At 46.4% G+C, this 13,511-nt stretch carries 14 protein-coding genes and 1 riboswitch; of the genes, 8 read left to right on the forward strand and 6 right to left on the reverse strand.

From position 1 onward, the window contains the following. Window position 1 precedes the first annotated feature (1 nt). Both AC1DFM_RS33655 and AC1DFM_RS33660 read left to right on the forward strand, forming a co-directional pair. The gene (locus tag AC1DFM_RS33655) at window positions 2–1,075 is read left to right on the forward strand and encodes a cytochrome-c peroxidase (protein WP_477081180.1); all 1,074 of its coding nucleotides are present in this window, start codon (window positions 2–4) and stop codon (window positions 1,073–1,075) included. 5 nt (window positions 1,076–1,080) lie between these two features. Beyond that, entirely contained in the window at window positions 1,081–1,566 is a 486-nt protein-coding gene (locus AC1DFM_RS33660) for a molybdopterin-dependent oxidoreductase (RefSeq protein WP_477081181.1), read from the forward strand. A gap of 4 nt (window positions 1,567–1,570) precedes the next feature. Here AC1DFM_RS33660 and AC1DFM_RS33665 read toward each other — a convergent pair whose 3' ends face one another. Next, the gene (locus AC1DFM_RS33665; RefSeq protein ID WP_477081182.1) at window positions 1,571–1,912 is read right to left on the reverse strand and encodes a winged helix-turn-helix domain-containing protein; all 342 of its coding nucleotides are present in this window, start codon (window positions 1,910–1,912) and stop codon (window positions 1,571–1,573) included. 123 nt (window positions 1,913–2,035) lie between these two features. Between AC1DFM_RS33665 and eat the strand changes: the two genes are divergently transcribed. The 6 genes from eat (at window position 2,036) to AC1DFM_RS33695 (ending at window position 9,581) form a co-directional block, all read left to right on the forward strand. Continuing rightward, complete coding sequence (gene eat, locus AC1DFM_RS33670; protein ID WP_477081183.1) at window positions 2,036–3,352, forward strand: ethanolamine permease; 1,317 nt, start codon at window positions 2,036–2,038, stop codon at window positions 3,350–3,352. Then, on the forward strand, window positions 3,349–4,707 hold the full coding sequence (locus AC1DFM_RS33675; RefSeq protein WP_477081184.1) for a glutamine synthetase family protein: 1,359 nt from the start codon (window positions 3,349–3,351) through the stop codon (window positions 4,705–4,707). The genes eat and AC1DFM_RS33675 overlap by 4 nt, the downstream gene beginning before the upstream one ends. Window positions 4,708–4,717: 10 nt before the next feature. Then, window positions 4,718–5,854 carry an iron-containing alcohol dehydrogenase gene (locus AC1DFM_RS33680; protein ID WP_477081185.1) on the forward strand — a complete coding sequence of 379 codons (1,137 nt, stop codon included), beginning with the start codon at window positions 4,718–4,720 and terminating at the stop codon, window positions 5,852–5,854. Window positions 5,855–5,856: 2 nt separating this feature from the next. Continuing rightward, window positions 5,857–6,561 carry a gamma-glutamyl-gamma-aminobutyrate hydrolase family protein gene (locus AC1DFM_RS33685; RefSeq protein WP_477081186.1) on the forward strand — a complete coding sequence of 235 codons (705 nt, stop codon included), beginning with the start codon at window positions 5,857–5,859 and terminating at the stop codon, window positions 6,559–6,561. Window positions 6,562–6,563: 2 nt separating this feature from the next. Further along, on the forward strand, window positions 6,564–7,928 hold the full coding sequence (locus AC1DFM_RS33690) for an aldehyde dehydrogenase family protein (RefSeq protein WP_477081187.1): 1,365 nt from the start codon (window positions 6,564–6,566) through the stop codon (window positions 7,926–7,928). A 128-nt stretch (window positions 7,929–8,056) separates the two neighbouring features. Continuing rightward, window positions 8,057–8,267, forward strand: a riboswitch (cobalamin riboswitch). A gap of 183 nt (window positions 8,268–8,450) precedes the next feature. Beyond that, a complete protein-coding gene (locus AC1DFM_RS33695; protein WP_477081188.1) occupies window positions 8,451–9,581 on the forward strand; it encodes a DUF5074 domain-containing protein in 1,131 nt (376 codons plus the stop codon). Window positions 9,582–9,621: 40 nt separating this feature from the next. On the opposite strand, the gene AC1DFM_RS33700 is transcribed toward AC1DFM_RS33695, so the two are convergent. The 5 genes from AC1DFM_RS33700 to AC1DFM_RS33720 form a co-directional block, all read right to left on the reverse strand. Continuing rightward, window positions 9,622–10,719, reverse strand: a complete 1,098-nt coding sequence (locus AC1DFM_RS33700; RefSeq protein WP_477081189.1) for a UDP-glucose--hexose-1-phosphate uridylyltransferase — start codon at window positions 10,717–10,719, stop codon at window positions 9,622–9,624. Between the two features lie 248 nt (window positions 10,720–10,967). Continuing rightward, a complete protein-coding gene (locus AC1DFM_RS33705; RefSeq protein ID WP_477081190.1) occupies window positions 10,968–11,672 on the reverse strand; it encodes a hypothetical protein in 705 nt (234 codons plus the stop codon). A 2-nt stretch (window positions 11,673–11,674) separates the two neighbouring features. Next, entirely contained in the window at window positions 11,675–12,517 is an 843-nt protein-coding gene (locus AC1DFM_RS33710) for an SH3 domain-containing protein (RefSeq protein ID WP_477081191.1), read from the reverse strand. A 16-nt stretch (window positions 12,518–12,533) separates the two neighbouring features. After that, window positions 12,534–12,941 (reverse strand): hypothetical protein, encoded by a 408-nt coding sequence (locus tag AC1DFM_RS33715; RefSeq protein ID WP_477081192.1) that lies wholly within the window; start codon window positions 12,939–12,941, stop codon window positions 12,534–12,536. A 100-nt stretch (window positions 12,942–13,041) separates the two neighbouring features. Continuing rightward, window positions 13,042–13,500, reverse strand: coding sequence for a hypothetical protein (locus tag AC1DFM_RS33720; RefSeq protein ID WP_477081193.1), 459 nt, complete (start codon window positions 13,498–13,500; stop codon window positions 13,042–13,044). Between the last annotated feature and the right edge of the window lie 11 nt (window positions 13,501–13,511).

A 13,511-nucleotide genomic window follows, 5' to 3' on the forward strand; every position in this document is an offset into this window, starting at 1 on the left:
GATGCATACGCGGTGGTTACTCATTTTACTGGTACTGGTTGCCCTGCCTTTCATAGGCAGCAGGATGGCTTTTATCGCCGAACCATATCCCCTGGAATACCCCGCTTATTTTGGTAACAGAACTAATGTGCCGGCTGACAATCCGCTCACCCGGCAAGGCGTTGATTTGGGAAGGCGTTTGTTTTACGAAACAGCCCTGTCTGCCAACAACAAAATATCCTGTGGTAGCTGTCATCAGCAACGACTGGCCTTTACGGACGGTAAAGCTTTCAGCACAGGAATTGACAGCACCCCCACCGATCGAAGCGCCATGTCATTGGCCAACCTTCTGTGGGTGAGGCATTTCTTTTGGGATGGACGAGCGGGCAGCCTGGAAGCACAAGCCGTCACGCCCCTCACCGCTCCACATGAAATGGGACAATCGCTCACCATCACTGCTGAAAAGCTACGCCATAAGAAGGGCTATAGTGCGCTTTTCAACGCCGCCTTTGGTACGGACAGCATTACCGGCGACGCCATCGTGAAAGCCCTCTCACAATTCGAAAGAACACTTATTTCTGCCAGCGCACCCTATGATCGCTACCTGGAAGGGAAATTTCAACCGGATGCCGCCGCGTTACATGGCATGCAATTATTTTTCACCGCACCGGAACCGGCGAAACAGATCCGTGGCGCGAACTGCGGGCATTGTCATGGTGGACCAAAATTATTTCTGGAGCTGTTTCACAACAACGGCTTGGATAGCATGCCCACAGATGCCGGCAGAGAAAAGCTCACCGGCCTCGCGGCCGACAGAGGCAGGTTTCGGGTGCCTACGCTTCGTAACATCGCGTTAACCGCGCCCTACATGCACGATGGCCGCTTTCAAACATTGGAACAGGTATTGGATCATTATAGTGAACATATTGTTAGCAGCGCTTCGCTGAGTCCTCTGCTTCGCAATATGTCGAATGTAACAGGTGGTACCTCCCTGCAACTCCGTCCGCAGGAAAAGAAAGACATCATCGCTTTTCTGCACCTGCTCACCGATTCCGCTTTTATCACCAATCCACAATTTGCCAATCCTTTTAATTAAACGATATGCTATATAAACGCCTCTCCTTACTCACCGCTACCCTGCTGCTTTCCTCCTTTGCCTGGGCGCAGTCCATTACCATCAACGGAGAAGTGACGCATCCGCTGACGCTCACTGTACCTGATATCACTGCGATGAAGCACATCACCGTATCCGCCACGGATCGCGATGGGAAAGCACGCCAATACACCGGCGTGCCGGTATATCAACTGCTGCAGCAGGCCGGTGTTACCCTGGGGCCTCAGCTGAGAGGGGAAAATATGTCGAAGTACCTGCTGATTAAATCGGGCGATGGATACGAAGTATTGTTTTCTTTACCCGAGCTGGACAGCACCTTCACTGATCGGGTGATCATCCTGGCCGATCAGGCCGATGGACAACCGCTGCCTGCGGGGAAGGGTCCTTTTCGTATAGTGGTGCCAGGTGAAAAGAAACCGGCCCGCTGGATATGGGAAGTAACGACCATGACTGTACGATTTGCCAAAGAATAATAGCTTACAAAGGATTATTCAATCCGGTCATAGCGTTGTGTAAAAAATCCTGAAATGCATTATTTAGCTGATGGAACAGCGCTATGGCCTGTTTCCCTTCCTGCGTAAGGGAAGCGCCGCCTCCATTCTTTCCCCCTCGCTCCATGATCACCAACGGCTGACCCGTACGCTTATTCATCTGGTCTACAAAATCCCAGGCCTGGCGATAGGATATTTTCATAGCAGTAGCGGCTTTCCGCAACGATCCTAATTCGCTGATCTTCTCAAGCAATTCAATTCTGCCGTACCCTAAAAAAGGGCCCTCTGCTGTTTCAATCCATATACGGCCATTCGCGATCAGTTTCATGTTGTCATGTATAATATTGTTCTGAAAATCTGCTTCTCTTCTTATTATTCTTCTCCAAAATACTTACTATAAAAATATTTTATTTTATGTTATATTACGGTACACACCATCAAGATCTTTCTAATGACAGAAAACAAGGGCTTAAAGAAAACACTGACCCCCTTTATGCTGTGGGGGCTTGGAGTAGGATACGTTATTTCCGGTATGTACTTCGGTTGGAATCTTGGACTTGAAAAAGGTGGCACCGGGGGAATGGCCCTCGCCACACTTGTGATCATGGTTATGTACGTTACCTTTACTTTTAGTTATGCAGAACTGGCCTGCGCTATCCCCAAAGCCGGTGGTGTATTTGACTATGCCAACAGGGCCATGGGAAAAGATCTCGGCTTTATTGCCGGTATTGCCCAGGTGGTGGAATTTATCCTGGCGCCTCCTGCCATCGCCTTTGCTATCGGCGCTTACTTCAACGCTTTTTTCCCGCAGGTACCTATTTTAACCAGCGCTATTGCCATCTATTTTGTGTTTACCGCCCTGAATGTGTATGGTGTAAAAGCAGCGGCTTCTTTTGAAGTGATAGTCACTATTCTGGCCGTGGGAGAACTGTTGCTGTTCTCTGGCATATCACTGCCTAAATTCCACACGGCCAATCTCACGCATAATGCCTTGCCGAATGGCTGGGGCGGCGCCTTTGCCGCGATCCCTTTTGCCATCTGGTTTTTTCTGGGCATTGAAGGCATTGCCAACGTAGCTGAAGAAACTAAAAATCCCCAGCGCGACATCAGCAAAGGATTTGGATGGGCCATTCTCACACTGGCTATTTTATGTGTACTTGTTTTTGTGGCCGCCACTGGCATTGCCGGCTGGGAAGCCATTGTATACAAAAACGGCATCAGCGGAGATACGTCCGATTCTCCCCTGCCCTTAGCCCTCGCTAAAATTACCGGTAGTKACCACCTGATGTATCACCTGCTGATCACCGTGGGTTTATTCGGGTTAATCGCCTCCTTCCACGGCCTTATTCTCGCCGCCGGACGCTCTACCTTCGAAATGGGTCGCGTGCATAATTTGCCCGCTATGCTGGGCAAAATATCGCCTCGTTTTCATACACCTGCCAATGCGCTCATCGGTAATATGGTGATAGGTATTCTGGCACTGCTATCTGGTAAAACTGCAGAAATTATTATTGTATCTGTTTTTGGTGCACTCACCCTTTATATCATCTCCATGGTGTCTATTATCATTTTGAGAAAACGGGAACCGGATTTACCTCGTCCGTTCAAAGTGGCCTTCTACCCGGCTTTCCCGTTGATTTCACTGATCATCGCCACCATCTCCATTATCGCCATGTTCTTCTTCAATCCCTTACTGGGAGGTATTTACTTCTCTATTTTAATCATCGCTTTTTTGTTGTATAAAATATTTAAACCTGCCCATACATGACTACATCAGATATATTAGCCTACGTAAAGCAGCACCCATCCGGGAAAGTGAAGATAGCCGTCACCGATATCGACGGAGTGTTGAGAGGAAAATATATTGCTGCCGAAAAATTCGCCTCCGTAGTGGAAAGCAGACTGGGATTCTGCGACGTGACCTTTGGCTGGGATATGAGCGATGTGGTATATGACAATGTGAAGTATACCGGCTGGCACACCGGCTATCCCGATGCACAGGTGAAAATAGATCTCAGCACCTTCCGGAAAATTCCCTGGGAAAATGACGTTCCTTTTTTCCTGGGCGACTTTGTCACGGAAGATAATACCGCTGCCTACACCTGTCCCCGGCAGCTACTTCGTAAAGTACTGGCCGATGCCACCCAACATGGTTTTATTCCCTACTTCTCCCAGGAATTTGAGTGGTTCAACTTTGCGGAAACACCGGATACCGCCCATCAGAAGCAATTCCGGGAGCTAACACCCATGACACCCGGCATGTTTGGCTACTCCATTTTACGCAGCGCGCTGAAAAATGAGTACATGAGCAGCTTGTTTGAACAACTGGTAAAATTTGATATTCCGGTAGAAGGACTACATACGGAAACCGGTCCCGGCGTATATGAAGCAGCCATTAAGTACGCCAATATACTGCCCGCCGCCGACCAGGCCGTATTATTCAAAACCGCCGTCAAAGAAATTGCCTACAAACATGGTATACTGGCCACTTTTATGGCCAAAATCAATGAAAATCTCCCCGGATGCAGCGGTCACGTACACCAAAGCTTATGGGATGCCGATAATCAACACAACTTATTTTACGATGAGAAAGATCCGCGCAAAATGAGTACGCTGATGAAAAGCTATATCGCAGGACAACTACACTGCCTCCCGCAGATACTCCCGATGATAGCGCCTACCATCAACAGCTACAAACGACTGGTAGAAGGTGCCTGGGCGCCTACTACACTCACCTGGGGCATTGATAACAGAACTGTGGCCCTGCGGGCATTACCGGGCAACCCCAAAGCAACCCGTCTTGAAACCCGGGTAGTAGGATCAGATACCAACCCTTATCTCGCATTAGCCGCCTGCCTCGCGGCAGGACTGTATGGCGTGAAAAATAAATTGTCACTGGAGAAAGAAGCGACCATCGGCAATGGGTACAAAGATACCAGTAATGGTGTATTACCTCAGAACCTTCATATCGCCACACAGCAAATGAAGGGCTCTGCCCTGGCGAAAGAATTATTTGGCGCTGATTTCGTAGAACATTTTACCTTAACAAGAGAATGGGAATGGAAACAATACGCTAAAGCAGTCACCGACTGGGAACTTAAAAGATATTTCGAAATCATCTAAGCAGCAGCATATGGCATTTCAGTACAACTTTCCAACCACCATCCGTTTCGGTGCAGACGTGATCAAAGAATTACCTGCATACCTGCAGAAAAACGGCCTTAAACGCCCCCTGATCGTTACTGACCCCACCGTGGCCAGCCTCTCTTTTTTCAAAGGCATTGTGGCCGACCTGCACGCTCATCAGCTGTCGGTGGAAGTATTCAGCGATATCCACAAAAACCCGGTAAAAAGCGATGTATATAAAGGCACCGAGCAATGGGATGCCACGCAGCGCGACTGCATCATCGGCATCGGCGGCGGCGCCGCCATAGACGTGGCCCGCGCTATTGTACTTCGCATCCACCACCGGGAAGACCTCTTTAAATACGATGACCTCATTGGCGGCGACATCTACGTTACCAACGACGTTCCTCATTTCATTACCGTTCCTACCACCGCCGGCACCGGCAGTGAAGTGGGCAGGAGCGCTATCATTGCTGACGACGACACCCATCAGAAAAAAATATTGTTCTCGCCTAAACTCATGGCGAAAATTGTATTCGCAGACCCCATGCTCACCATGGAGTTACCGCCCTTTATTACCGCCGCCACCGGCATGGACGCGCTTACCCATAACATGGAAGCATTCCTGGCAAAGAATCCACATCCCCTGTGCGATGGCATTGCCTTAGAAGGTATCTATCTCATTAATAAATCATTGGTAAAAGCTACCAATCAACCGGACCTGGAAAGCAGAAGCAATATGCTGATGGCTTCCATGATGGGCGCCATCGCTTTTCAGAAAGGCCTTGGTGTGGTACACTCCCTGGCGCATCCGCTGTCCTCCTTGCTGGATACGCATCACGGACTCGCCAATGCGGTGAATATTCCTTACGGCATGCAATTTAACATCGCCGGATTTGAAGACAAATTCCGTCGCATTGCCAGAACCCTGGAACTGAAAGAAGAAACCGGCGAAGCGGTAGTGCAGTATCTCTTTGATCTCAACAGCCAGGTGAACATTCCGCATCACCTCCGCGAAATAGGCGTGAAAGAGACACATATAGATACCCTCGCAGATCTGGCACTGGCCGACTTCGCACATCCCAACAACCCTAAACCGGTGAGTCGGGAAGACTTCAAACAATTATACTTAAACGCGTTGTAGCTATGAAGAAAAAAATAGGGATCAGTTTAACGGAAGCCAGCGCCCCTAATTATCAACGCTGGTTCACGCCAGCAGAACTGGGTGAAGACCTGGAGCTGGTCATCCTTTCTTATATCGATCATAACATACAGGACATTCCCGGTTGCGATGGTTTTGTACTGACAGGCGGTATAGACGTATTGCCTTCCTATTATGGCGGCACCACTCCTTATCCGCATCAGCCGGCGCACTTTTCACCGGAAAGAGATGCGTTTGAAAAACAGATCTATGAATACTCGCAGCAGCAGCACATTCCTGTGCTCGGCATCTGCAGAGGGTTACAATATATCAATATCCTGGAAGGCGGAAAAGTATATGAAGACATCGGCGAAGCCGCCAACAGCATCCATAAAAAAGGTACCGAAGATAAAATACACGACGTTACCATCCGCGAAAACACGCTGCTACACAGCATTACCGGTGTCACCAGCGGACAGGTAAACAGTGCCCATCATCAGGCTATTCATCCCGGTCACCTGGGCCGCAACCTGATGATCAGCGCTACTTCGGCAGATAATATTATTGAAGGCATCGAGTTTGAAGATAAAACCGACAAAGCTTTTATGCTTTGTGTACAATGGCATCCCGAAAGAATGCCCAACAAAGAAACGAACCCGCTTTCACAGAAAATCAAAGCACAATTTATTCAAGCAGTAAGAAACCATTAACCATGAAAATCATTAATCCGGCTACAGGAGCAACCATTAAAACCCTGCGTGACGATACGGACGATTCTCTGATGAACAAATATACACAGGTCCGCATGGGACAAATTCAATGGATAAAAACACCTTTACCCGAGCGTATAAAAATCATCCGTAAATTCAGTGACCTGCTGGAAAAAAATATCGAGAAACTAGCCGCCGTTCTCACCTCCGAAACGGGAAAACCACTCCAGCAGTCGCGCAATGAAATCAATGGCGCCAGAACCCGCATCCAATGGATGGTTGACAATGCTGAAAAATACCTGGCAGACGAATGGGTAACGAATACGGATACACTGAAAGAGAAAGTAACGTACGAACCGCTCGGCGTGATCTGTAATATTTCTGCCTGGAACTACCCGTATCTGGTAGGCGTCAACGTGTTTATTCCGGCGCTACTGGCCGGCAACAGCGTGCTGTACAAGCCATCTGAATATGCCACCCTCACTGCTTTACAAATAGAAACCTTGCTGGTAAGAGCCGGCGTGGATGAAAATGCTTTTAAAGTAGGCATCGGTGGCAAGTATGCCGGCGAACAACTGCTGGGCCTTCGCTTTGATGGCTACTTCTTTACCGGCTCCTATAAAACCGGGAAATCCATCTATGAAAAAGTAGCGCAGAAAATGGTGCCCTGCCAAATGGAACTGGGAGGTAAAGACCCGCTCTATGTAACAGATGATATCACCGACATCGCCGCAGTAGCTGCAGCTACCGCCGATGGCGCCTTCTATAATAACGGACAAAGCTGCTGCGCCGTAGAACGGATATACGTACACGAAAAAGTATACGATGAATACGTGGCTGAATTTGTAAAAGCTGTGCGCTCGTGGAAACTGGGTCTTCCTACTGATGAAGGCGTATACTTTGGCGCCTTAACCCGGCCGGAACAACTGGAGGTACTGGAAGCACAGGTAAAAGATGCGCTGATCAGAGGCGCTACCTTATTGCTGGGAGGAAAACGCATTGATCATGATGGCAACTTCTTTGAGCCCACCGTGCTGGTACATGTGCACAACAAAATGAAAGTGATGCAGGAGGAAAGCTTTGGGCCCATTATCGGTATTATGAAAGTACAGTCAGATGAAGATGCCATACACTTTATGAATGAAACGGATTATGGCCTGACCGCATCTGTATATTCCAACAGCCAGGCGAGAGCAGAAGAAATTCTGTCGCAGGTAAATAGTGGCACTGGTTATTGGAACTGCTGCGACCGCGTTACTGCCGGGTTACCCTGGGCGGGCAGAAAACATTCGGGGTTTGGTGCAACGTTGTCGCATCAGGGAATACGCGCTTTTACGAGAACAAAATCATGGCAAATGAAGGCTTAGCCGAAAGCTGAAAGCAAAAAGCAAAAAGCTATTGTTGCGAGTGATTAAAGCGTTAATAATATACGCAATGATCATGCGCGACAATAGCTTTTTGCTTTATGCTTTTTGCTTTATGCTCCATTTCCCGTACGTTTGCATCCACAATTGGTTCCCGCCATTGGCGGGATTAAAAGGGAATCCGGTGAAATACCGGAGCTATCCCCGTAGCTGTGATCCTGCATTCATTTTCGAATGAATCGTTTTTTCCGGATACTCCAAACCACTGTCTGCCAACTGCAGATGGGAAGGTTACCGGAAAAGCAGGAGAGCCAGAAGACCTGCCAGCTGTAAACAATCATTCAGCGCTTTCGGGTGAAAGGCCAGGGATGTAAGCCTAACGGCATATATTCTATTGTGTAAAGTATTATTTACCCCAGGGCGCCTTATGCAGATGTACTAACATCGGCCTTTTGATTTGTTGTTTTTTTCCGGACCAACCATCCGGACAGGGAAAGGTATGTCATCAATCAAAACAAGTATTATATGAAAAAACAGTTATTGTCCTGCTTATTTGTAGCGTTTACCCTATTGATCGCTTCCTGTAAAAAAGAAGACGCATTAACATCGTCCTCATTACAAAAGTTAGACGTCAACACTAAAACCGGTGTTACCGCCTCATTGATCACCGGCAAGTATGCTAATGGGTTCTTTATTGCCAACGAAGGCTGGTTTGGGCATGGCACCGGCGACCTTCATTTTTATTCGTATAGTGGTGATAGTTTGGTACAGAATGTATATCAACTGGAAAACCCTACGGGCGCATTAGGCGGCGCCTCCAACACACTGCAATTTGCTACCTTCTTCAACAACAAGTTATACATCGTGGTAAAAGCAGGCGGCCCGCTGGTAGTTACCGATGGTGGCAGCATGGTGGAAACAGGTCGCATCAGTACCCTCCCTGCTAACGATGGACATGCCTTCCTCGGCGTAGACGCTACCCATGGCTTGCTGAGCGCTGCCGATGGCGTATATCCTATTACGTTACCATCCCTGGCAGTAGGTACTAAAATCAGTGGCGTATCCGGCTATACCGGCGATATGCTGAAACTCGGCAGCTACATTTTTGTATTATCTCAAACAGATGGTATCGTAGCACTGAACAGCAGCACTTACGCGGTAGTAAAAAAATTCGGCGCCGCTAACCTTGGCTTTGCGGCTGGTAAAGATGGGGCAGTATATGCTACCACAGCAGATTCCCTGGTGCGTATTGATCCCGCTACACTCACCCGCACAGCGGTAAAACTGGGCTTCACCGTACCGTCTCCATGGGGTGCATGGCGTCATGCAGGCATCAGCGCTTCTACGCAGGAAAGTGCTATTTACATTGTGCGTAACAACGGCTTTGCCGGCGGTACCCAATTGTATCGTTATGTAATTGGCAATGCAGCCTCTTTAACTACACCATTTATCACGCTGCCTACCGGCCAGTATTTCTATGGTGCAGGCGCTGCTTATAACAAAGAAACCAATGAACTGGTAGCCACCACCCTCAACGGATCAATGACCGGTAACATCAACCGTGTATTGATTTACGATGCCACCACTACTACCCTGAAAAAAACATTGACGTACAACGGCTGGTACTTCCCTGCTATGCCGGTGTTTCATGAATAAATAATAATAAAAGGCTGACGAAATCGTCAGCCTTTTATTATTATCCTGCATTTACCGTTTCCAGCAAAGTGTAATGTACATCGGAGAGGGATTGTAATTTCTTAGCGGCCCATTCCGGCGTAATATCACGCTGTGGACTGGCCAGCAACTCATATCCTACCATGAATTTCTTCACAGACGCAGAGCGTAATAATGGCGGATAGAAGTGCATATGCCAATGCCACTCCGGATGTTCACCGCTATTCACAGGCGCCTGGTGCATACCCGCGGAGTAAGGGAAGGACGTTTCAAAAAGATTATCGTACTTAGTAGCCAGTATTTTCAGAATCGACGCTAATGCCTGTTTTTCATCTTCTGTAAAATGCGTCATATCCGGTACATGACGTTTGCTGACAATCATGGTTTCAAAAGGCCATACTGCCCAGAAAGGCACCAGTGCTACAAAATGCTCATTTTCTACCAGCACACGTTCCTGCTTCTCTAACTCCTGCGCAATATAGCTTTGGAGTAAGCTTTTACTGGTAGCCTCATAGTATTTTTTCTGGTGAGATGTTTCTTTAATCAGTTCTGCCGGCAAATCGCTGGTTGCCCAGATCTGACTGTGTGGATGAGGGTTACTGCACCCCATGATGTCCCCTTTGTTTTCAAAAATCTGCACATACTTAATAGCCGGATCTGCGGATAACTGGCGGAATTCATCTTCCCATAATCCAATCACCTTTCGGATATCTGCTACGTCCAGCAGAGGTAGGGTCAGGTCGTGCCGGGGAGAAAAGCAAACCACGCGGCAAATCCCTTTTACGCCACGTGCATGCAGCAGCTGATCTACCTGTTCTACGCCAGCAGGCGTGTCTGCCATCAGGGCGCCAAAATCATTGGTAAAGGCAAAGGGCTCGGTGTAATCCGGATTCTGGTCGCCACCCATCCGGTCGTTGCCGGGACAGAGATAACAGCCGGCATCGTAGGCAGGCAAGGGCTCCTTATTTACTTTCTCTACTTTGCCATTCCATGGCCTTTTGGTACGATGTGGCGATACTAATACCCATTCACCCGTTAATATGTTTAACCGCTGGTGAGGGTGGTCTTCTAACTGGAATTCTTGCATAAATGACGGTGCTGCGTTGATTTCGACAACCATACTTACCAAGGGTATTTATGGTCAATCGGTTAATAAGCGTTAAAAATACGCGTAAAAATAATAGTTGCAACTTTTAGGCAAAAAATATTTATGTCTTTTAGACAATATCAGGCTGGAGAACCCTTATCCGGCGTCTTCTTATCATTCTTTTGTCAGGCAATTGCAGCGGCGGACTGGTTGGCGGGCATGGTCCCGGGTTAGCCAAAATACTGGCTTCTTCATCTATGCCTCATAAAAAATATAAAGGCTTAATAGTACCTTATCGCATCCAGCTTTATCTCACTGATACTATACTCATTATCCTTCTCCGGATAAATATCTTCTACTATTATTTTAATCGTATCTCTATGCCCACTGAAATTATAAAGGGTCTTATACGAAAAATCCAGGTACTGGTGCTTGTAGGTATTTTGCAAAATAATGCCCGTATCCAACACCTGCTGGTTGATAGCTAACGACATTTTCCTTATACCTCCTGATTCTTTCCACAACTGGTAACTGTGCCTGTTTCCATTGAAGATACTTAACCCACTTACAGATATCAGCGGATCTTTTCTTTCGGAATTTACCAGGCCCGGGAACCAGATAACCAGTATAATGGTGTCTCGTCCGCTAAAACTACCTGTTACTGCGGTAGTCAAACTATAATCATTCATTCCCCGTAAAGCCGGGGATGTGCTGTCATTTTTTATCCGATATACTTTGAAATCTTCTGCAGTAAAGGCATCATCATCTCCAATACCATAATTGGAGTCTTCTTCAAAGTTCATGTTATCGTTTTCAGTAGTACTTACAACTACGCGGTTTACAGTTGGTAAAGTATCCCTTGATGGCTGCTGTGACTTTATCATTGTATCTACTACTCCCTGCGTACTGTCTCTTTCACCACTACTATTGCACACACAAAACATGGCGCTGACTAGTATGAAGCATATGATAAGCAATCTCTTCATCCTTAATCTACTTGAAATTCATCTGTTTCCTCTAATAAAAACCCCGGATAACCAATTACCCAACCCACCTTTTCTTTCCACTTAATTTGGTACCATACCCAGCGTTTACCGTTCCAGCTACCGGTTTTCCTGCTGGATTGCAAGTATTCCACCTTATCACCTCTGTTTAATTGGCTTAACTCCCGGGAAGCAGTATCCTTTTGTTCATACACACTTAATTTCCCCAAGGCAGTAAGAATAAGCCCCTTTCCGATTAGTTGATCGCTTACCCCCAAATTGTAATCAGGGTATGGCTGCATTAAATCAAATATCCTTCTTCTCAATTTAGTAGCGAATTGAGTATCTAAATCCGCATCTTTGTTGACTGGCTTATAACTTCCATCTGCCGCTCTCTTAAAAAAAACATAATAATCACCATTGGCGGAAAGCACCTCGAACAATAAGTCCAGTCCGATTTCAGCTTTTGAAATCACCGTTGAATCCGGCAGGAAATAAAGATGCCCAACACCTTCATCCGTACCAGCATCACCCAACAAAGTATACTCTAACTTACGTGCCAGTTTGTTTGAATAATAGAGTGTAGTCCATACCGTATCCTGCTCTTCTATGGGTTCTAAAAAGGCTTTACTTTTACTGTATTCCTGCTGATCAATTGCCGCTATCAAACTATCAATCCGCCTGATAGCTGCTAAAGGCCCTGGTTCGGTAGCTTTTGCCGCAGCTGCCGGCAAAGTTGTATCAGTGCTAGCTTGTACTTGTTGGCTTTTATGTCCTTCGTTGCAGGAAATAAGCGTAGCGATGGATAAACTTAAAACTACTTTAAGGTAGGGGAAAGGGATATTCATATTTTATTTTCATTCTTTAGGTACGRCTATAGGGATATTCTTTGCCGATACTGGTTATTAGTAGCTGATCTTTATGCAGTCTTATTTCAACCAGGTTTCCAACCTGGATACCGATACCTTCCGCATACGCTAATATAATACAGCTCTCACCAATTCTTAAACAAATCTCATTATCATCATCTATATTTTCTACATATGCCACCACAAGCGTGTAGTCTCCATCCTGATAAAATCCGGGCTTATGTAAACTCCCAATCGAAGTATTACTATCTATAGTTACAGAGAGACCAACTTCAATATCAAATTCGACACCATGCCTTTCTCCTGCTGTAAATGCATCCTGCCGGGTATAGGCGATACCGTTTCCATATTCGCTGGTGAATACAATATACTTGTCAATATCATCGGTAACGAGTATGTTCATGTTTACTCTTTATTTATTTTGCGTACATACAAAAGCATTATTCCCTAAAGATTCAAGCTTTGGTCAATTGGCAGCTATATAGGTTGGTACTCCTTATTTATCAACCCAGATACTTTTGGTCCTTAGGGTTAGCAGGATATGGCAGGGATAAGAGATAAATCATATCTATCTGACACCAAAGCTCCTGCATAAACTCAACCGTAATCTGTTTATAGTTTTTTGTAAAAAACTGCGTTATCCCTTCATAAAAAAGCGTTACAACTTTCAACACCGGCTGACCTGCTGCTGTAATTTCATCGATAGGAATCTGTATTGGATATGATTTCACACTGTTTTCTTTCATAATCGTTGGTGGATATACATAAACTCCCGCCGGACCAAATCGTGCCTTTTTAAAAAACATCATGGAAAGCCAAATATTCCATTTATCCTGCAAAATAATCTCCTGTGGAATTAAAATATGCCTCTCTATGAAAACCATAAAATACTCACAGACCTTATAAGATAATGGAGGTCTATGCTGTTCGGGACCTACTTGTAATATGCGAAAGCTACCCATGTCTTAATCCA

It is taken from the genome of Chitinophaga sp. 05T412 (assembly GCF_056396465.1).